General features: G+C 59.6%; 18 protein-coding genes. 6 read left to right on the top strand and 12 right to left on the bottom strand.

Annotation, left to right across the window (positions count from 1 at the left end; genetic code table 11):
* Positions 1-131 precede the first annotated feature (131 nt).
* On the bottom strand, positions 132-815 hold the full coding sequence (locus ACL9RI_RS24050; RefSeq protein ID WP_422729001.1) for an RlmE family RNA methyltransferase: 684 nt from the start codon (positions 813-815) through the stop codon (positions 132-134).
* A gap of 42 nt (positions 816-857) precedes the next feature.
* Here ACL9RI_RS24050 and ACL9RI_RS24045 point away from each other — a divergent pair, with 42 nt between their 5' ends.
* Complete coding sequence (locus ACL9RI_RS24045) at positions 858-1,328, top strand: YhbY family RNA-binding protein (protein ID WP_422729000.1); 471 nt, start codon at positions 858-860, stop codon at positions 1,326-1,328.
* A gap of 115 nt (positions 1,329-1,443) precedes the next feature.
* Here ACL9RI_RS24045 and ACL9RI_RS24040 read toward each other — a convergent pair whose 3' ends face one another.
* The 6 genes from ACL9RI_RS24040 to ACL9RI_RS24015 all read right to left on the bottom strand — a co-directional run bounded on the left by ACL9RI_RS24040 (position 1,444) and on the right by ACL9RI_RS24015 (position 8,606).
* Entirely contained in the window at positions 1,444-1,887 is a 444-nt protein-coding gene (locus ACL9RI_RS24040) for a DUF4149 domain-containing protein (RefSeq protein ID WP_422728999.1), read from the bottom strand.
* The gene (greA, locus tag ACL9RI_RS24035) at positions 1,887-2,363 is read right to left on the bottom strand and encodes a transcription elongation factor GreA (protein ID WP_183676310.1); all 477 of its coding nucleotides are present in this window, start codon (positions 2,361-2,363) and stop codon (positions 1,887-1,889) included. Before greA ends, ACL9RI_RS24040 begins: the two co-directional genes overlap by 1 nt.
* A gap of 150 nt (positions 2,364-2,513) precedes the next feature.
* Positions 2,514-5,732, bottom strand: a complete 3,219-nt coding sequence (gene carB / locus ACL9RI_RS24030) for a carbamoyl-phosphate synthase large subunit (RefSeq protein WP_422728998.1) — start codon at positions 5,730-5,732, stop codon at positions 2,514-2,516.
* The gene (gene carA / locus ACL9RI_RS24025; RefSeq protein ID WP_422728997.1) at positions 5,725-6,903 is read right to left on the bottom strand and encodes a glutamine-hydrolyzing carbamoyl-phosphate synthase small subunit; all 1,179 of its coding nucleotides are present in this window, start codon (positions 6,901-6,903) and stop codon (positions 5,725-5,727) included. Before carA ends, carB begins: the two co-directional genes overlap by 8 nt.
* Positions 6,904-7,210: 307 nt before the next feature.
* On the bottom strand, positions 7,211-7,615 hold the full coding sequence (locus ACL9RI_RS24020; protein WP_422728996.1) for a GlcG/HbpS family heme-binding protein: 405 nt from the start codon (positions 7,613-7,615) through the stop codon (positions 7,211-7,213).
* A 79-nt stretch (positions 7,616-7,694) separates the two neighbouring features.
* Positions 7,695-8,606, bottom strand: coding sequence for a patatin-like phospholipase family protein (locus ACL9RI_RS24015; RefSeq protein WP_422728995.1), 912 nt, complete (start codon positions 8,604-8,606; stop codon positions 7,695-7,697).
* Between the two features lie 160 nt (positions 8,607-8,766).
* Here ACL9RI_RS24015 and ACL9RI_RS24010 point away from each other — a divergent pair, with 160 nt between their 5' ends.
* Together ACL9RI_RS24010 and leuA are read left to right on the top strand one after the other, a co-directional pair.
* On the top strand, positions 8,767-9,447 hold the full coding sequence (locus ACL9RI_RS24010; protein ID WP_422728994.1) for a hypothetical protein: 681 nt from the start codon (positions 8,767-8,769) through the stop codon (positions 9,445-9,447).
* 529 nt (positions 9,448-9,976) lie between these two features.
* A complete protein-coding gene (gene leuA / locus ACL9RI_RS24005) occupies positions 9,977-11,674 on the top strand; it encodes a 2-isopropylmalate synthase (protein WP_422728993.1) in 1,698 nt (565 codons plus the stop codon).
* A 197-nt stretch (positions 11,675-11,871) separates the two neighbouring features.
* On the opposite strand, the gene egtB is transcribed toward leuA, so the two are convergent.
* Positions 11,872-13,095, bottom strand: coding sequence for an ergothioneine biosynthesis protein EgtB (gene egtB, locus ACL9RI_RS24000; RefSeq protein WP_422728992.1), 1,224 nt, complete (start codon positions 13,093-13,095; stop codon positions 11,872-11,874).
* 19 nt (positions 13,096-13,114) lie between these two features.
* Positions 13,115-14,143: an L-histidine N(alpha)-methyltransferase gene (gene egtD / locus ACL9RI_RS23995; RefSeq protein ID WP_422728991.1), complete on the bottom strand. Its 1,029-nt coding sequence runs from the start codon at positions 14,141-14,143 to the stop codon at positions 13,115-13,117.
* A 284-nt stretch (positions 14,144-14,427) separates the two neighbouring features.
* Between egtD and ACL9RI_RS23990 the strand changes: the two genes are divergently transcribed.
* Together ACL9RI_RS23990 and ACL9RI_RS23985 are read left to right on the top strand one after the other, a co-directional pair.
* Entirely contained in the window at positions 14,428-15,117 is a 690-nt protein-coding gene (locus ACL9RI_RS23990; RefSeq protein WP_422728990.1) for an ABC transporter ATP-binding protein, read from the top strand.
* 186 nt (positions 15,118-15,303) lie between these two features.
* A complete protein-coding gene (locus tag ACL9RI_RS23985; RefSeq protein WP_183676301.1) occupies positions 15,304-15,591 on the top strand; it encodes a hypothetical protein in 288 nt (95 codons plus the stop codon).
* Between the two features lie 233 nt (positions 15,592-15,824).
* Here ACL9RI_RS23985 and ACL9RI_RS23980 read toward each other — a convergent pair whose 3' ends face one another.
* Positions 15,825-16,586 (bottom strand): GNAT family N-acetyltransferase, encoded by a 762-nt coding sequence (locus ACL9RI_RS23980; protein ID WP_422728989.1) that lies wholly within the window; start codon positions 16,584-16,586, stop codon positions 15,825-15,827.
* Between the two features lie 156 nt (positions 16,587-16,742).
* Here ACL9RI_RS23980 and ACL9RI_RS23975 point away from each other — a divergent pair, with 156 nt between their 5' ends.
* Positions 16,743-19,031, top strand: coding sequence for an FdhF/YdeP family oxidoreductase (locus ACL9RI_RS23975; RefSeq protein WP_422728988.1), 2,289 nt, complete (start codon positions 16,743-16,745; stop codon positions 19,029-19,031).
* Here ACL9RI_RS23975 and fdhD read toward each other — a convergent pair.
* Together fdhD and ACL9RI_RS23965 are read right to left on the bottom strand one after the other, a co-directional pair.
* Positions 19,028-19,858, bottom strand: a complete 831-nt coding sequence (gene fdhD / locus ACL9RI_RS23970) for a formate dehydrogenase accessory sulfurtransferase FdhD (RefSeq protein WP_422728987.1) — start codon at positions 19,856-19,858, stop codon at positions 19,028-19,030. The two genes, ACL9RI_RS23975 and fdhD, sit on opposite strands and share 4 nt — an antisense overlap.
* Before the next feature lie 90 nt (positions 19,859-19,948).
* Entirely contained in the window at positions 19,949-20,614 is a 666-nt protein-coding gene (locus ACL9RI_RS23965) for a hypothetical protein (RefSeq protein ID WP_422728986.1), read from the bottom strand.
* Positions 20,615-20,665 lie beyond the last annotated feature (51 nt).

Below are 20,665 nucleotides of genomic sequence, written 5' to 3'. Positions count from 1 at the left end.
GCCCGCCGATCCGTGCGCGCAAAACGAAAAACAACGAAACACGCTCACGTCAACAAATGCAGTATAAACAATTTAGGTGCTTGCACCATCATTCACTACGGCACTTCTCGTTCCCATGTGCGGATTCTGCCTTAAATATCAAGAGTGGAATCATCTTCTTCAATGGTATTTTTTACAGGATTCTTGATCCCGCGCCCCATCAGGAAGATTTCCGACGATTTATCACGACTGGCCTTGGGCTTTTTCTGCACCACGACCTTGAATTCTGCGCGGAATTTTTCCACGATCTGACTGAAACCCATGTCTTTAAAGCATTTCACCAGCAACACGCCCGATGGTTTCAGATGCAGTTGCGAAAACTCAATGGCCAGGTCGATCAGGTGTTCCATGCGCGCGGCGTCCGCCGTGGCGATGCCCGACAAATTCGGCGCCATGTCCGACAGCACCAGGTCCACTTTACGTCCTTGCAACACCACTTCCAGCTGGCGCAGCACGCGCGCTTCGCGGAAATCGCCCTGGATGAAGTGGAAATCGGCAATCGGCTCCATTTCCAGCATGTCCAGGCCGATCAGGGTACCATTGACGCCGCCGCCGTCCTTGCCGGCCAGCTTGCGCCGCGTGTACTGGGCCCAGCTGCCAGGCGTGCAGCCGAGGTCGACAATCACCTGCCCTGGCTTGATCAGTTTCTCGTCTTCGTCGATTTCTTTGAGCTTGTAAGCGGCCCGGGCGCGGTAGCCCTCTTTCTGTGCCAACTTCACATAAGGATCATTTATGTGGTCGTGCAACCAGTTTTTGTTTAATTTCTTCTTTGCCATTCGCGTAGAATACTGCTTTTAAGGGAATTACTAAAAATTATTATGCTAAAACTTACACCCGTAGAGCGCAGCGCACTGCGCGCTGAAGCACACGCGCTGAAGCCTATCGTCATCATTGGCGAAGCGGGCTTGACACCTGCTGTCCTCAAAGAGATCGATCTGGGCCTCGATTCACACGGTCTGATTAAAGTCCGCGTGTTCGGCGATGACCGCGAAGCCCGCGTTGGAATGTACGATACGATTTGCGGCAATCTCGGCGCCGCCCCGGTACAACATATTGGCAAGCTGCTGGTACTTTACCGTCCGAAAAAAGAAGTGGTTAAGGAAAAGATCAGCTCCGGCAAAGGCATGCGCGAAGTCACGATCGTCAAAGCCAGCGCCAGCGGCACCAAGCGCCCCAGCGTGACCAAGGTCATGATCAAAGGCAATGAACGGGTCACCGAAGGCGGCTCCATCAAACGCGCAAAAACGCGTCAGAAGAGCGCCAAGAAAAGCGCACTGGGCAGCAAATAAGCTTGCACAGCGACAGCCGCCAGGCTGTTGAAACAAGAAGCGGAGCAAGGATTTATTCCTGCTCCGCTTTTTTTTGGGGTCAGACCCGCCGGGTCTGACCCCAGCATTTAATACTTTACCCCTGCTTCCAGATCAGCACACCAGCCAACAAGCTCTGCACGGCGAAAATCAGGGTCGAGATGCCATGCAGCATGCCAAACCGGCTGCGCATGGCCTCATCCATGACGCCGCCCGGCGCTTGCGCGCGCAGCTCGGCCATCAGGGGCGTGATGCCAACATAGCTGACCAGGGTACACACCAGCATCGACAGCACCAGCGCACCCAGCAGGCGGCGGCGCTCGGGCTCCAGGGCGCCGCCGCCCCATTGCAGCAGCGCCAGCAATATCAGCGCGCACGCGATCGACAGCCACGCTTCGACTCTGAACATGCTGCCAGCGATCGTGCCGGCCAGCATGCGGTCACTGAGGGTGGCAAACAGGGTCGGCGCGACAACAAAGCCGACCGTCCACAGACTGCCCGCCCACAGGGTGGCGACGAGGAAACGTACGCGGCTCAGCATCAGATGTACAGTACTTCCAGGATTTCGTATTCGCGCGGGCCGGACGGCGCCTGCACTTCCACCACGTCGCCGGCATATTTGCCGATCAGGGCGCGGGCGATCGGCGAGGTCACGGAAACCTTGTTCAGTTTCAAATCCGCTTCATCGAGGCCAACAATCTGGTACGTGACTTTCTGGCCCGACTCCAGGTCTTCCAGGTTCACGGTCGAGGCAAATACCACGCGACCTTCCGCGTCGAGCGCGGCCGGGTCGATGATTTGAGCAACGCTCAGCTTGCCTTCCAGTTCGGCGATACGGCCTTCCACGAACGCCTGGCGTTCCTTGGCGGCGTCATATTCGGCGTTTTCCGACAGGTCACCGTGCGAGCGCGCTTCGGCGATCGCATCGATGACGATGCGGCGTTCCTTGGTCTTCAGGTGATGCAACTCTTCTTTCAGAAGTTCGGCGCCGTATTTGGTCAGTGGGACTGTGGTCATGTTATCTCTACTATCTGCCTAAATGTGATCGGTGATCGCTACAACCGATCTAACAAGTGAAAACCACAGAGGCCGCGCGGTGCTTTGCGCGAAACTCTGTGGTTCGTGTGGCTACAGTGTACTGCATTATCTACAGCAACTGCAATCGGATCAACCTAAGGTGCGATGCAAACCTTGCAAATCATACACACGCAGCTCATCGAGGTGACGGATGCCTTCGACGGCCGCTTCCGCGCCGGCGATAGTCGTGTAGGTGGTCACGCGGGCAGCCAGGGCCGAGGTGCGGATGGCCCGCGAATCGACGATGGCGCTGCGCTTTTCTTCCACGGTGTTGATCACCAGCACGATCTCATGGTTTTTCACCATGTCGACCACGTGCGGACGGCCTTCGATCACCTTGTTCACTGGCGTCACCGGAATGCCGGCGGCAGCGATCACGGCAGCCGTACCCTTGGTGGCAACCACGGTGAAACCGGACTCGACCAGGTCGCGCGCCACTTGCACGGCACGCGGCTTGTCCGACGCTTTCACGCTGATGAAGACCTTGCCCGATTTCGGCAGGTTCACGCCGGCGCCCAGTTGCGATTTCACAAACGCTTCGCCGAAAGTCTGGCCCACGCCCATGACTTCACCGGTCGATTTCATTTCCGGTCCCAGGATGGTGTCCACGCCAGGGAACTTGACGAACGGGAACACGGCTTCCTTGACGCTGAAGTACGGCGGCACGACTTCTTTCGTGATGCCTTGCGAGGCCAGCGACTGGCCGACCATGCAACGGGCGGCAATCTTGGCCAGTTGCAAACCGGTGGCTTTCGAGACGAAAGGCACGGTACGCGAAGCGCGCGGGTTCACTTCCAGCACGTAGACGACATCCTTGCCATCCTGTTTCTGGATCGCGAACTGCACGTTCATCAGGCCAACCACGTTCAAGCCCTTGGCCATCAGCGCCGTCTGGCGTTTCAGCTCTTCAATCGTTTCAGCCGCCAGCGAGTACGGTGGCAAGGAGCAAGCAGAGTCGCCCGAGTGCACGCCTGCCTGTTCGATGTGCTCCATCACGCCGCCGATGAACGTCGTTTCGCCGTCGGAGATGCAATCGACGTCGCATTCGATCGCGTCGTTCAGGAAACGGTCCAGCAGCACCGGCGAATCGTGCGATACCTTGACCGCTTCGCGCATATAGCGTTCCAGGTCGCGTTGCTCGTGCACGATTTCCATCGCGCGGCCGCCCAGCACGTAGGAAGGACGCACCACCAGCGGGTAGCCGATTTCCTGCGCCAGCGCCAGCGCTTCCGCTTCGGTGCGCGCGGTGCGGTTAGGCGGCTGACGCAGTTCAAGCTTGTGCAGCATTTGCTGGAAACGCTCGCGGTCTTCGGCGGCGTCGATCATGTCGGGCGAGGTGCCGATGATGGGCACGCCGTTCGCTTCCAGGTCCAGCGCCAGCTTCAGCGGGGTCTGGCCGCCGTACTGCACGATCACGCCCACCGGTTTTTCGATGGCGACGATTTCCAGCACGTCTTCCAGCGTCAAGGATTCAAAGTACAGGCGGTCCGAGGTATCGTAGTCGGTCGACACGGTTTCCGGGTTGCAGTTGACCATGATGGTTTCGTAGCCGTCTTCGCGCATGGCGAGGGCCGCGTGCACGCAGCAATAGTCGAATTCGATACCCTGGCCGATACGGTTCGGGCCACCGCCCAATACCATGATCTTTTTCTTGTCGGTCGGATTCGATTCGCACTCTTCGTCATACGTGGAATACATGTAGGCCGTGTCGGTCGAGAATTCAGCCGCGCAAGTATCGACGCGCTTGTAGACAGGACGGATATTTAATTCATGCCGCTTGGCGCGGATGGCAGAGTCCGATGTCTGCAGCAGGAAACCCAGGCGGCGGTCCGAGAAACCTTTTTGCTTCAACTTGTACAAGGTGTTCTTGTCCAGGTTTTCCAGCTTTTGCGTATCGAGCCACAGCTCCAGATCGACGATTTCCTTGATCTGGATCAGGAACCATGGATCGATCTTGGTCAGCTGATGCACTTCTTCCAGGGTAAAGCCCTGGGCAAACGCATCGCCCACGTACCAGATGCGTTCAGGACCAGGCTCGCCCAGTTCTTCTTCGATCTTTTCGCGGTCCTTGGTTTTTTCGTTCATGCCATCCACGCCCACTTCCAGGCCGCGCAAGGCTTTCTGGAACGATTCCTGGAAGGTACGGCCGATCGCCATCACTTCACCGACCGACTTCATTTGCGTCGTCAGGTGATGGTCGGCGGTCGGGAATTTCTCGAACGTGAAACGGGGAATCTTGGTGACCACGTAATCGATCGATGGCTCGAACGATGCCGGCGTGGCGCCGCCCGTGATTTCATTGCGCAGCTCGTCCAGGGTAAAACCCACGGCCAGCTTGGCAGCGATTTTTGCAATCGGGAAGCCGGTGGCTTTCGACGCCAGCGCCGAGGAACGCGATACGCGCGGGTTCATCTCGATGACGATCATGCGGCCATCGACCGGATTGATCGAGAATTGCACGTTCGAACCACCGGTGTCGACGCCGATCTCGCGCAGCACTGCCAGCGAGGCATTGCGCATGATCTGGTATTCCTTGTCGGTCAGGGTTTGCGCTGGCGCAACCGTGATCGAGTCGCCCGTGTGCACGCCCATCGGGTCCAGGTTTTCAATCGAGCAAATGATGATGCAGTTGTCCGCCTTGTCGCGCACCACTTCCATCTCGTACTCTTTCCAGCCGAGCAAGGATTCTTCGATCAGCAATTCCTTGGTCGGCGAGGCTTCCAGGCCGCGTTTGCAGATCGTTTCGAATTCTTCTTCGTTGTAGGCAATACCGCCGCCGCTGCCGCCCATGGTGAACGAAGGACGGATGATGGTCGGGAAACCCACTTCGCGCTGCACCGCCCACGACTCTTCCATCGAGTGCGCCACGCCGGAACGGGCCGAACCGAGGCCGATCTTGGTCATCGCGTCCTTGAACTTGGAACGGTCTTCGGCCTTGTCGATGGCTTCCGGCGATGCGCCGATCAGCTCGACGTTGTATTTTGCCAGCACGCCATTGTTGAACAGGTCCAGCGCGCAGTTCAGCGCGGTCTGGCCGCCCATCGTCGGCAGGATCGCGTCCGGACGCTCCTTGGCGATGATGCGCTCGACCACCGACCAGGTGATCGGTTCGATGTAGGTGACGTCGGCCATTTCCGGGTCGGTCATGATGGTCGCAGGATTGCTGTTGACCAGGATGACTTTGTAGCCCTCTTCGCGCAGGGCCTTGCACGCTTGCGCGCCGGAATAATCGAATTCGCAGGCCTGGCCGATCACGATCGGGCCAGCGCCAATAATCAGAATACTTTTAATATCTAAACGTTTAGGCATTTTTCTTTTTCTCCTCCGCAGCCATCAGGTTGATGAAGCGGTCAAACAGGTAAGCAACATCCATCGGGCCCGGCGACGCTTCAGGGTGGCCCTGGAAGCAGAAGGCCGGCTTGTCCGTGCGGGCAAAGCCCTGCAGGGAACCGTCGAACAGCGATTCATGGGTAACGCGGCAGTTGGCAGGCAAGGTGGCTGCATCAACGGCGAAACCGTGGTTTTGCGAAGTAATCAAGACCTGTTTGGTTTCCAGGTCTTGCACCGGGTGGTTGGCGCCGTGGTGGCCGAACTTCATCTTCAGCGTTTTTGCGCCGGAAGCGATCGCCATGATCTGGTGACCGAGGCAGATACCGAAAGTCGGAATGCCTTTTTCGATCAGTTCCTTGGTGGCAGCAATCGCGTAATCGCAGGGTTCCGGATCGCCAGGACCATTCGACAGGAAGATGCCGTCCGGATTCAGGGCCAGTGCATCGGCCGCCGTCGCTTGCGCCGGCAGCACGGTGACTTTGCAGCCGCGCGCCGTCAGCATGCGCAAGATATTGCGCTTGACGCCATAGTCGAACGCCACCACGTGGTATTTCACGTTGGCGTCCGCCAGCTGGCCGTAGCCCTGGCCGAGGGTCCACTCGGTTTCGCGGTACTCATACGCATCCTTGACGGACACCACCTTGGCCAGGTCCATGCCGGACAGGCCAGGGAAGGAACGGGCCAGTTCCAGCGCTTGCGCGGTGGATGGCTCATTGCCTTGCGTACCCACCAGGATGGCGCCGCCCTGCGCACCTTTTTCACGCAGGATGCGCGTGAGCTTGCGCGTATCGATGCCGGCGATGGCCACGATATTTTCAGCTTTGAGGTAGTCGGACAGGGAAAGGGTGGAACGGAAATTCGATGCCAGCAATGGCAGATCGCGAATGATGAGGCCAGCGGCGTGTACTTTGGAAGATTCGACGTCTTCCGGATTGACACCCGTATTGCCGATATGCGGATAGGTCAGGGTGACCATCTGGCGGCTATAACTAGGGTCGGTAAGGATTTCCTGATACCCGGTCATGGAGGTGTTGAAAACAACCTCACCCGTGGTATGACCGGCGGCACCGATCGAAAAACCTTTGAAAATCGTTCCATCAGCAAGCGCTAATATGGCTGGAACGGCAGGGCCAGAAAAAAATGGCGGCAAGGGCAACTCCTGATAAAGTTACCGTAGCTGCGCCACGTCAGACCGACCGCCAGGAAACCCGAACGCGTGTGCTCATGGGCTTTTGACGATCATTTTGAATGAGGGGATGGGTAGTCGCTACGGTATATGTGTGATTGGCTAAACCTTTGAATTATAACCAAAAGGAAGCTTTTCCACAAGGAAGAAAATTCAAGGGTGCTGCGATTTTTTTGCAACGCAGCATCCGCTGCTGCTGCCATAAAAAAAGCCGCCCGGCTTTGCGCGGAGCGGCTTTCAAATCAATATCGGTTACTACTTACACCCGTACTTACACTACCGCTGCAATGCCTGCCTTGGCAATTTGCGCATCTTCGGTCGATTTCACGCCCGAGACGCCAACGGCGCCCACGCAATGGCCTTCGACGATGATGGGCACGCCGCCTTCCAGCATGCCTTCGATTTCCGGCGCGCTCAGGAACGATACGCGGCCGCCATTGATCAGTTCTTCATAGATGCGCGATTCGCGGCGGCCCAGGGCAGCCGTCTTGGCTTTTGCCGGCGCAATATGCGAGGAAATCGGCGCCACGCCATCCAGGCGCTGCAGCCACAGCAGGTGGCCGCCGTCATCGACGATGGCGATCGTGACCGCCCAGTTATGCTTGAGCGCTTCCGCTTCGGCGGCAGCAGCGATTTTCTTTACGTCTTCCAGGGTCAAGACCGGTTTCGATTGCATGAGGCATCCTTATTATGTTGAAGCAAAATTGTAGCTGAAACAGGGACGGTCTTTATAGCGTCCTTCAACTACCCACTATTTACGGTTCGCGCCTGGCCTTCAGCTTTTGCTTGATCTGCGCCATCACGGCAAACGTCGCTTGCTCGCCCGCCAGGATGGCCTGGTTGCGGCTATTGAAATCGTTGCCTTTCATCGTCCCCAGGCTGGGCTGTATCACCACGTCCGCATCCTTCAATTCGAACTGGTTGATGCGCTGGCCCATGATGGCAAACGTCTGCATGATCACTTCCATCGAGCTGATGGCCTTCTGCGCATCTGTTTGCGAGGAAATATTCACGGCAATAATAAAGTCGGCGCCCATGTCGCGCGCCGCTTTCACGGGCACCGGCGCCACCAGCCCGCCATCGACATAAGTGCGGCCCGCAATCACCACCGGCTGGAATACGCCAGGCACGGCCGAGGATGCGCGCACGGCCATGCCGGTATTGCCGCGCTGGAAGAGGATCGGCTGGCCATTTTTCAAATCGGTCGCCACCACGCCAAACGGAATTTTGAGTTTTTCCAGCGGCAAGCCGGCCACTGCCTTGTTGACATAGGCTTGCAGGGCTTCGCCTTTCAGCACGCCAGAGGATTTGCCGAACAGCGGCAAGGCCCAGTCGGAAATGGCTGCCTCATCCATGTCAAACGCCATTTTTTGCAAGGCAAAGCCGGAGTTGCCTGCCGCATACAAGGCGCCCACCACACTGCCCGCGCTGGTGCCCGTGACGATATCGGCATCGATACCCTGCGATTCGAGCGCCTTGATCACGCCGATATGCGCGAACCCGCGCGCCGCCCCACCACCCAGCGCCAGGCCGATCTTGATCTTGCGCGGCGCCACCACTACCGGTTCAGGCGGCGTCAATACGGGAGCAGGTTTCGGAGCGGAAGTTTCGCAGCCAGCCAGGGCAAAGGCGGCCAGGGCAAGCAGGGTCAGGCGTTTAGGATGCATAGTGGAAGGAAAGGCGCCGCAGGCGGCAGTGGCAACAAAGCGCCGATTGTAGCGCAAGCGTGGCGGCCTGGACTGAAGACAATCTTAAAAGTTTCCAAACAACAAATCGTGCGCATGGCCGGGCTGCTAGACTAGCGCCACCTCCCTCCTGTTTTCAGCCATGCCAGAACAATACCGCCATTTTGATAGCCGCGACCTCAGCGCGCCGTTTGCCGAACAACTCATCAACAATCCCGCCGATGGCGCCCTCGCCTGGCTGACAAATATACTGGCCACCCAGTCACCCGCCCTGCGCGCTTCGAATAGTATCTTGCTCGGCTACACAGGCAATCCCGCCGCCATCGACTGGATCGAGAGCAACGTCGGCTCACCGGTGTCCAGCCAGTGGGGCGTGGCGGCGGCCCTGCTGGGCACGCCCTGGCCGCGCATCGCCGGCTGGCTGCAACGCGGCGGCCCGCACCGCCTGATGGCGCTCGATACTTTGCTGGCTTACCGCAAGCCCGCCGTCAATATGTCGCCCCTGGAACAGGTCGCTGCGCCCGTATTGCCGCAAGCACCATCGCGCACCGACTTCGGTGCAGCCCTGAACGCCTGCCTGGCCGTCAACAGCACGCCACGCATCCAGTCCAGCATCGCCGCCCTCGCCCGCCTGGCCGATGACATCCTGCGCGACGAAGCACGCGGCGTGGCGGTGACCGACCTGCCACGCTTATACCTCGATCCCGCCCCATTCCGGGAAGCATCCGCCATCCTGGCGCGCCACAATGCGGTGGTCGACGGCATGCGGGAAAACCTGCAAAACCTGAGCCGCGAATTCAGCCCCAAATCTCCCCTTGGTTGAGACCCGGACGGCAAAGATAAATATCAACCTTTTCACGACAGCTTGATGTGAATCCAAGCCTGTATCTGATCAAGGATGAGAATGGCCCCACGGCAAGGAGAACCTGGACCACCTCTCATCGCACATCGACTGTCAACGCCAACCCAGCCTGGGCAGACAAAGCAAGATACCACCAGGAAACGCTTGACAGCCCGACACAAACTCCCGTACATTAAACACATGTCCTCCTTCAAACTTCCATCTCCTTCCCTGCTGTCGCTATCGCGACTACTACTAGCACGCGCTTAAGTTTGCCGCTTTGCTGCGCCTGGCCACACGCCGGCGTGTTTTAAAAACCCTGGAAGGTTTGATGATGTTTGCACCAATCCCCGCACCACACGCAATGTCCGACGCGAACGCCCCATCTGGCGCCGCTGCCCTGCTGTGCCTGCTAACACTACCGATCGCTTGCCTGGCCTAGTGTCTCGTGGCCGCCCGGCAAGCTTGCGCCACAACCATTGATTTCCCCTATTTTCAGGAGTACCCGATCATGATGTTGCAAAACCCAGCTTCCAAATACCGCGCCTTTCCGCCAGTTAAATTGACCGACCGTCAATGGCCTAACCAGATCATCAGCAAACCGCCTATCTGGATGAGCACCGACTTGCGCGACGGCAATCAGTCCCTGATCGAGCCGATGAGCGCGGAAAAGAAGCTGCGTTTCTTCGAGATGCTGATCGCCATCGGCCTGAAGGAAATCGAAGTGGGTTTCCCATCAGCATCGCAAACGGACTTCGATTTCGTGCGCAAGCTGGTCGATGAAAACCGCATCCCGGACGACGTCACCATCATCGTGCTGACGCAATCGCGTGAAGAGCTGATCCGCCGCACGGTGGAATCGGTGGTCGGCGCCAAGCGCGCCATCGTCCACCTGTACAACTCGGTGGCGCCCGTGTTCCGCAAGGTGGTGTTTGGCATGTCGCGCGAAGAAATCACGCAAATCGCCACCACCGGTACCACCCTGGTCAAACAACTGGTGGCGCAGCACCCGGAAACGGAATGGGGTTTTGAATACACGCCGGAATCGTTCTCGACCACCGAACTCGATTTCTCCAAGCATATCTGCGATGCCGTCAGCGCCATCTGGAAGCCGACTCCGGCCAACAAGATGATCATCAACCTGCCATCGACCGTGGAATGCAGCACGCCGAACGTGTATGCGGACCAGATCGAATGGATGTCGCGCAAGCTGGCGCGCCGCGATTCCATCATCATCAGCGTGCACCCGCATAACGACCGCGGCACGGCTGTTGCCTCGGCTGAACTGGCCGTGATGGCCGGCGCAGACCGCGTGGAAGGCTGTTTGTTCGGCAATGGCGAGCGCACCGGCAACGTCGACCTGGTCACCCTGGCAATGAACCTGTACACGCAAGGCGTGCATCCGGGCCTCGATTTCTCCGACATCGATACCGTGCGCAAGTGCGTGGAAGAATGCAACCAGTTGCCCGTCCATCCACGCCACCCGTATGCGGGCGACCTGGTGTTCACGGCGTTTTCCGGTTCGCACCAGGATGCGATCAAAAAAGGTTTTGCCAAGCAGCAACCGGACACCATCTGGGAAATTCCGTACCTGCCGATCGATCCGGCCGACCTGGGCCGCAGCTACGACGCCGTGATCCGCGTCAACAGCCAGTCCGGCAAGGGCGGCATGTCTTACTTGCTGGAACAGGAATATGGCCTGGTCTTGCCGCGCCGCCTGCAGATCGAGTTTTCGCGCGCCGTGCAAGCGGTGGCGGACGCTACGGGCCGTGAAATCGCCGCCCAGGATATCCATGACATCTTCCAGCGCGAATACCTGGAACAAACCACGCCCTACGCCTACGCGGCGCACCGCATGGTGGAAGACAGCAACAATGAAGAATCGGTACAAATCGATATCAGCCTGCACCATCGCCAGGCGCCGCTGGCCCTGCAAGGCGGCGGCAATGGCCCGATCGATGCTTTCGTCAACGCGCTGGGCCTCGACATCAAGCTGATGGATTACCATGAGCACTCGATCGGCTCCGGCGCCAATGCGCAGGCCGCCTGCTATGTGGAATTGCGCCTGGACAACGGCCCTACCCTGTTCGGCGCCGGCATCGACAGCAATATCGTCACCGCTTCGTTCAAGGCCGTGCTGTCGGCCGTGAACCGCCGCATCAAGCAGACGGAAGTGGAAACGGCTGGCAAGGCGGCTGTGACAGCCTGAAAATAACAGTACCGTCATCATCAAAGGGCAGCCACACGGCTGCCCTTTTTCTTTGTGGCTATATGGCAATGTCACCGCGCCTTCAGAACCCGTAGCGAGCAAGCCCAATATCGGGTTGAATAGCGGAGCCATACATTCGGTATGGCGAGCAACGGATACCCGAGAGTGGGCTGCGCAGTAGGTTTATGAAGGTGTGCTCAGCGAGCCAGTCTGATGCCTGCAAACTGCCAGCGCGCGCCGGCAGGGAAAAAGTTGCGGTAGCTGGCCCGTGCATGGCCGGCCGGCGTGGCGCAGGAAGAACCGCGCAGCACATACTGGTTCAGCATGAATTTGCCGTTGTATTCGCCGAGGGCGCCAGCTGCCGGGCGATAACCGGGATACGGCGCATAGCTGCTGCTGGTCCATTGCCAGCAATGGCCAAACATTTGCTGCAATCCATCAACCGATCCAGCCACGGCCGGGTGCAGCGATCCTGTTTGCACGGCCACATCGTGTGCAGCCAATTCCCACTCCGCTTCCGTCGGCAAACGGGCACCGGCCCAGTGGGCGTAGGCGTCCGCTTCGAACAGCGACAAATGGGTGGCCGGTTGCCGCAGATCAAGCGGCTGCAAGCCATGCAAGGTAAATTCAAGCCAGCGGCCATCTTCCCCCTGCTGCCAGTACAGCGGGCACGTCAGATGCTGGTTGCGCACCCAGTCCCAGCCTTCGGACAACCACAGGCTGGCCGTGCGGTAGCCGCCCGCTTCGATAAAGTCCAGGTAATCGCCATTCGTCACCAGGCAGGACGCGAGCTCGAACGGCGCCACATATTGCCGGTGGCGCGGCAATTCATTGTCGAAGCAAAAGCCGTCGCCTGTATGGCCGATGTCCGTCAGGCCGCCTTCGAAGGCAAGCCATTCGCTTGCCACGCTGCCAGGCTGCGCCACCGCAACAGTCTCAAGATATACAGGAAACAAGGGACTCTGCGCCAGCAGATGCTTGACGTCAGTCAACAGCAATTCCTGGTGCTGCTGCTCATGCTCCAGGCCCAGCACCAGCAGCATGCTCAAGCGTTCACGCTCGCTGCGCGGCAACTCGCTGGCCAGTAGGCGGACGATGCGGGCATCGACATCGTGGCGGTAAGCACGCACCTGCGCCAGGTCAGGGCGCGTCAGCAAGCCTCGCTGCGCGCGCGGATGCTTGTCGCCGACGCCGTTGTAATAGGAGTTGAACAGTACCCGAAAAGCGGGATGGAATGGCGTAAAGTCCGGTTCCAGCGCTTCCAGGATAAAGGTTTCGAAAAACCAGGTGGTATGCGCCAGATGCCATTTGACGGGACTGGCGTCCGGCATCGACTGGGCGCCGCAATCTTCCTCGGACAGCGGCTCGGCCAGCCGCAATGAATGCTGGCGGACTTGCTTGAAATGGTCGCTCAAGATCATTTTTATGTAAATTTTGACATTAATCCGGCATGGCGCGTGCGTGGATGACGGCAAACCACTGCTGCTCATCCATCCAGATACGCGCCGTGCGATAACCGGCTTGCTCCAGCAGGCCCACGAAGCCGGCCCGCGTATATTTATAACTGTCTTCCGTGTGGATGCGTTCCCCTTGTGCAAAGCGCCGCTGGCCGCCCTGCCAATGCACCACTTGCTCGCTGCGCGCTTCCAGGTGCATTTCCACTCGCCCCTCGTCGGCATTGAAAAAGCCGTGATGGCGCCACTGGCGCACATCAAAGTCCGCACCGAGCAACAGATTCAGGTGACGCAACAGGTTCAGATTGAAGGCGGCAGTGACGCCCAGCGCATCATCGTAGGCCGCGTCGAGCACGGCGCTATCCTTGATCAGGTCCACGCCGATCAGCAAGCCGCCATCGCTGTCGGAATTGGCGCGCAAGCGTCGCAGGAACGCGATGGCCTGCTCCGGCGCGAAATTGCCGATCGAGGAACCGGGATAAAAGAACAGGCGCTGTGCATCGCGCACGCTGGCCGGCAGGGCCAGGCTGCTGGAAAAATCCAGACCCAGGCCCGTCATCTCGATATGCGGGAAACGCTGGCGCAAGCTCGCCAACGATTCACTGAGGAAATCATAAGAAATATCGACGGCCACGTATTGCGCCGGATGCAGCAGCGGGAACAGGCTGGCAGCCTTGGCGCAATTGCCCGCGCCCAGGTCGATCAGGGTGCTGCCCGGCCCCACGGCATGGGCGATATCGGCGCCGTGGCGGGCAAAGATGGCTGCCTCCGTACGCGTCGGATAATACTCATCGAGGCCGCAGATGGCTTCGAACAGCTTGGAACCGAGTGCGTCGTACAGGTACTTGGGCGAGGTCCAGGCCTGCGGCGCCAGCAAGCCTTTTGCGACCTCGGCTATCGTGGAGGGAGTCGCACTGGCCTTGCCGCCAGTTGCCGGAATGTCACTGGAACGGATGCCGTGGCGAGGACTGGACGGCTGCTGATGCTGCTGAAGCTGCGTAGGTGGCATGGTCATGGACTCGCATCATGGTGAAGACTTGCATGGGCAAACGAAGGAAAAAACTCGTCGCTACGATTTTTCCATCATAGCGGAATCTGCAAAACCCAGCTGTACGGCAGTTCACTTAAAGGCGGTGACAATTGCGCGCCGGCTGGCCGCGCACGTTAAATTGGTATTGCCAAGCAAAAAGCATAAGCCTGTCGTATACTACACATTGCCGGCCAAACAATCCGCGCGCCATTGCACTCCAGGCCCCCCTCTCCCCCGCGTGCCTGCCCTTACACATAGATAAACACACCATGCTTGAATTGCGCCATCTGTCCAAGTCTTATGCCAACGCGCGTCCCGTGCTGGCCAATCTCTCGTGCCGCTTCGAGGCAGGCGAGTTTATTGCCATCATGGGCGATTCCGGCGTCGGCAAATCGACCCTGCTCAATTTGATTGCGGGCCTCGACACGCCCGACGCAGGCGAAGCGCAGCCTATCCTGGTCGACGGCATCGCCATGTCCAGCCTGGACGACGCGTCCGCCACCCGGTTGCGGCGCTCGCGCATGGGCTTTATCTTCCAGGCTTTCCATGTCTTGCCGCACCTGACCCTGCTGCAAAACGTGGCCTTGCCGCTGCTGCTCAATGGCTTGCCGCAGGAACGCGCCGTCAGCATGCTCGAAGCGGTCGGATTGAAAGGCCGCGGCGGTGATTTTCCACAGCAATTATCGGGCGGCGAAATGCAGCGCGTGGCAATTGCCCGCGCACTGGTGCACAAGCCCGCCCTGGTGCTGGCCGACGAACCCACCGGCAACCTGGACCCGGATACCGCGCACAGCATCCTGCAATTGCTGCGCGCTGAAATCAAGGCCAATGGCAGCTGCGCCATCATGGTGACGCATTCGCTGGCTGCCGCAGAAATGGCCGACCGGACCATGATCTTGACGAAAAGCGGCTTACAGAATGCAACAAATTTCAAGGAAACCATCGCGACATTCAGTTAATTTTAATAACCATGTGTCACACTATTTGTTATCGTAGTATTATGTAAATCACTTGCCTGGTTATCAATGTTGTACGCTGTACCGCCAATGTTGTACGACGTCATGCGCAGATAGCCGTCCTGCAGTGACGAACACTCGCCGGGACCAGCCATGGTCCTGACCCTTGCTAACCGAAAGGAGAAGTAAATGAACGTCCGGCAAAAAAAACTGGAATTGATCGAAGCGATGAACCGGGCCCGCGCGCTCGAGCCATCGAGTTTTGTGCCCAACAAGCTGCTCGATACCCTGATCGAAAAGCTGAACCTGAAAAATGACGCTGAACTGTGCCGCGTACTGGAAGTACAGCCGCCCATCATCAGCAAGATACGGCACGGCAAATTATCGGTCGGTGCGACGATTTTATTGCGCATGCATGAAAAGTCGGAAATCGCCATCCGTGACCTGAAGGAATTATCGGCCACCCCAGTCCATTAACACGTCTTACCGTAGTGTAGCCTTGCCCTGCCAGGCACCCAGGTCCCCGGCGCCATGAACTTTTGCCCTACCATTCGCGCAGTTCGTCCAGCATAAAACGCACGAACACCCTGCCGAAGAAGCCCAGCCCAAAACATGCTGTCCGTTTCTCGCGCACCCTTCCAGCGCTGCATTTTCTCCAGACAGCCAGACGCAGCCGCCAACAGCACGGCCGCAGCCCAGTCACTCAACTATCAGTCCGTCTTCACGCCATAATGGCGCGCATAGCGCTCGTCCAGATTCGCCAGCGGCATCATCATGAACATGTCCGCGCTTTCAAAATCAGGATCCCAGGCCGGTTCGCCGCAAATCCAGGCGCCCGAACGCAGATACCCCTTGATCAGCGGCGGCACTTGCGGCTTGTGCGCCGCTTCCACCTGGTGAATCGGAAATGGCAGGTGCGGCGTGACGCGGTACTCCGACGGCGCCAGGTGTTTTTCCGCCAGCGCCTGGTACACGGCGACCGCATTATGGCCGCCATCGGCCAGGCTGATGCTGGCGCAGCCCACCAGATAATCGCAGCGTTCGCGGCGCATGTATTCGGCCAGGCCGGACCACAGCAGCATGATCACGCTGCCGCCCCGGTACTTGGGATGGATGCAGGCACGTCCCGCTTCGACCATGCGGCCGCGCAGATTGTTGAGGCGGCTCAAGTCAAATTCATTTTCCGAGTACAAGCGGCCGATCTTGGCGGACTTGGCCGCGCTCAGCACGCGGTAAGTACCCACCACTTTCAAGGTGTCGGCGTCGCGCACGATCAGATGATCGCAATGGGCGTCGAACTCATCGCTGTCGAGACCATCGGCATTGGCCAGCGACGTCAGGCCCATGCTTTCAATAAACACCTTGTAACGCAGACGCTGCACTTCGCGCAATTCCTTTGCCGTACTGGCCACGCTCAGCACCAGTTGAACTGGCCGGGCCTTGGCTTCGTTTGACGCGATAATGTTTTGCATGGTTTCATCCTTTATGATCAAGACGGCTCCAGCGTACTTGTCTAATATGTCAGGAAAATGACAGCGCAATGTCATTTCCATGACCTATCTCAAAGCAGCGAGCTGATCAGGCATAATCACCACACTCCCTCCTTTTTGAGACAGGCAGGCACGCCAATGGATGAAAAAGACAGCCCCCACATCAAGCCCTATACCAGGCCTGCCGCCGGCTGGGGCGCCCTGAAACAGGTGGCCATCACCCTGCACCAGGAAAGGGTGGCGCCCGCCAAGCTGAAGGCGCTGCTGTCGCAAAACCAGCCCGACGGCTTCGATTGCCCCGGCTGCGCCTGGCCCGACAGCAACCATCAATCCACCTTTGCCTTTTGCGAAAACGGCGCCAAGGCGGTGGCCGCCGAAGCGACCAGCCGCCGCGCCGGCCCCGCGCTGTTCGCCAGCCAGACCGTGGCGCAACTGATGGCGCAATCGGACTATGCGCTCGAACAATACGGCCGCCTGACCGAGCCGATGGTCTACGACGCCGCCAGCGACCGCTATGTGCCAATAGCCTGGGAAGACGCCTACGCCATGGTGGGCCGCCATCTGCGCGCGCTGCCTGATCCCAACCAGGCGGCCTTTTACACCTCGGGCCGCGCCAGCAATGAAGCGGCCTTCCTGTACCAGCTGATGGCCCGCCTGTATGGCACCAACAATTTTCCCGACTGCTCGAACATGTGCCATGAAGCGACCAGCCGGGGCTTGCCGGCCACGGTCGGCATCGGCAAGGGCACGGTCACCCTGGACGATTTCGCGCTGGCCGACACCATCATCATCTTCGGCCAGAACCCGGCCACCAACCACACGCGCATGCTGGGAGAATTGCGTGAATGCGCACGCCGCGGCGGCACCATCGTTTCCGTCAATCCCCTGCGCGAACGGGGCTTGCAACGCTTCATGGACCCGCAAAGCGCGCTGGAAATGGCGACATTGGGCAGCACGCGCATCGCCGGCCTGTTCGTGCAGCCGACCCTGGGAGGCGACCTGGCCCTGATCAAGGCCGTCGCCAAGCGCGTAGTGGAACGTGACGACGACACCGGAGGCATCATCGACCACGCTTTCGTGCGAGAGCATTGCAGCGGCTTCGAGGCTTTTTGCGCCGACCTGCGCGCCGAAAGCTGGGACTTGCTGGTGGCCGAATCGGGCGTGGTCCGCGAGCAGATCGAAGCCCTGAGCACGATCTTCATCGCCGGCCAGCGCATCATCGCCACCTGGGGCATGGGTTTGACGCAGCACAAACAGAGCGTGGCCGCCATCCGCATGCTGTCGAACCTGATGATGTTGCGCGGCCAGATCGGCAAGCCCGGCGCCGGCCTGTGCCCCGTGCGCGGCCACTCTAATGTGCAGGGCGACCGCACCATGGGCATCGAAGAGCAGCCAACCGCCGCCTTCCTCGACCGCCTGGGCCAGGTGTATGGCTTTACCCCGCCGCGCGAACACGGCCACGACGTGGTGGCGACTATCGAGGCGATGCAGCGCGGCGAGGTCAAGGTATTTATCGCCCTGGGCGGCAACTTCGCCGCCGCCACGCCCGATACGCCGCTCACCTATGCGGCCCTGCGCAAGTGCGAGCTGACGGTGCAGATCGCCACCAAACTCAATCGCAGCCACCTGGTAATCGGCAAGCAAGCGCTGCTGCTGCCGACGCTGGGGCGCACGGAAATCGATCTGCAGCACGGCGTGCCGCAGGGCGTGACCGTGGAAGACTCCATGAGCATGGTGCATATCTCGTTCGGCCGCAATGCACCCGCCTCGCCGCATCTGCGGTCCGAGATCGCCATCGTGGCCGGCATGGCGGCAGCCACCGTGGGCTCAACCCTGGTCGACTGGGCGGCCTATGCGGCCGACTATGCCCGCATCCGCGACGACATCGAAAAAGTGTTTGACGATTTCTACGATTACAACGCCAGGGTATCCAGGCCGGGCGGCTTTCACTTGCGCGTCGCTTCGCGCGAGCGCGAGTGGAAAACCGCCAGCGGCAAAGCCAGCTTCATGGTCGCGCCGATCGCGCTCGACACGCCGCTGCACCGCGCCAGGAAACAGCATGGCCAACGCCTGATGGTGCTGATGTCGACCCGCTCGCACGACCAGTACAACACCACCATCTATGGCATGGACGACCGCTACCGGGGCGTGTACGGCACGCGCCGCGTGGTGTTCGCCAACCAGGCGGACATCGATATGCTGGGACTGGAGGATGGCGCGAAAGTGGACTTGATCGGCGCCTGGGATGATGGCGTGGCGCGCCGTGCTGACGATTTTTTACTGGTCGCCTACGACATCCCGCGCGGCTGCCTGGGCGCCTATTACCCGGAGACGAATGCGCTGGTGCCCTTGGCCAGCACGGCCGATGGCGCGGGCACGCCGACTTCGAAATCGGTGCCGGTACTATTGGAGAGAAGTGCAGCCTAGAGTGTGATATCGGGCGTGTAGTCGACAAAGGCGTCCTGGCGGCAAAAGCCCACCAGCTTCATGCCGGCTTGCTGGGCGATGCTGATCGCCAGCGAACTGGGGGCGGAAATCGTCGCCAAGAGGGGAATCTGCATGCGCGCAGCCTTGCGCGCCAGTTCATAACTGCCACGGCTGGACAGGAACACGAAACCGCGCCGCATGTCGATACCGTTCAATGCCAGGTGGCCGATCAGTTTATCGAGCCCGTTATGGCGGCCGATATCCTCGAAAGCGTACAGGATCGCGCCATCGGGCGCGCACCAGGCGGCTGCATGCACGCCGCCGGTGGCCTGCATCAGCGCCTGGTGTGCGCGCAAGCCGCTGGAGGCATGCGCCAGCGCGGCCGGCAGATCGACCTGGATCGGGGATGGCGGCATGGGCGTTGGCTGCAAGTCCAGCATTTCCAGGCTGTCGATGCCGCACACGCCGCAGCCGCTACGGCCCGTCAGCGCGCGGCGACGGTCTTTCAGGCGCACGAAATCCTCTTGCGCAATCGTCATCGCCACTTCGGCGGAGTCGGGACGCAACAACACTTCGCAGTCGAAAATGGCGGCGGCCGATGGCACGATGCCCTCCGTCAGCGCGAAACCATGGGCAAACGCTTCCAGGTCGCGCGGCGTGGCCATCATGACGGCGTGCGAGATACCGTTGAATACCAGGGCGACGGGGATTTCCTCGGCCACGTGGTCAATGGCGGGAATCGAGACAAGGGAGGCCGCGCCGCCGCGATGGCGGACGATGCTGCGCTCGACGAAGCCGGCGCGTTCGGTTTCTGCTTCTTCAGACATGGCAGGCACAATGGGAGCTATCACAAGCCCCATGGTAAACCAGAATCGGAAAAACGTGGCGGGAGGCGCGCAGCCTCCCTGCCCCGGACATCAATCCTTCTTCGGACGGCCCGTTTTCAGTTGCGGCAGACCGGCCAGCACGTTTTGCAGGGTCGCCAGGTCGATCTGACTGATCAGCGCCACGCCGATACGCAGCAATTCGCTTTTCTTGATCTCGAAGCCAGCCTTCAGGCAAGCCTTCTTGACCTGGCCCAGAACCTCATACTCGGCTTCCGGCATGGTGAAGCTGTCGCGCACCAGTTTCGGCTTGCGGGCTTTTTCCTTGGCGGCGGCGACCGGCTTGGCGACTGGTTTGGCAGCCGGCTTGGCTGCAACCTTGGCGACTGGCTTGGCTGCCGGCTTGACGGCGGCTTTCGCAGCAGGCTTGGCAGCGACTGCTTTTGCGGCCGGTTTTGCAACCACCTTGGCAGCTGGTTTTGCGGCTACTTTGGCGACCGCCTTGGCGGCAGGTTTGGCCGCAGGTTTGGCCACAGGTTTGGCCGCAGGTTTGGCCACAGGTTTGGCCGCGGCCTTGGCAACAGGTTTCACGGCAGCCTTGGCAACGGTGGCTTTGGCGGCCGGTTTGGCAGCAGCCGGCTTGGCCGCGTTGATCGACGCGCTGGTTGGGAAGATCGAGACGGGCGCCGACGCAGGAGCGGCCGTAGGGCTCGATGCAGGCTTGACGGCGGCTTTTTTCACTGGCACAGTTTTAGTCATGGTTTTTCCAATTTAAAGAATATAAACAATATATACTGTTTTTTGAAAATC

Source organism: Janthinobacterium sp. Mn2066 (genome assembly GCF_049319705.1).
Classification (GTDB): Bacteria; Pseudomonadota; Gammaproteobacteria; order Burkholderiales; family Burkholderiaceae_D; genus Janthinobacterium.
Note: the sequence above shows the minus strand (reverse complement) of the source record. Positions and strands in the feature narration are given on the sequence as shown.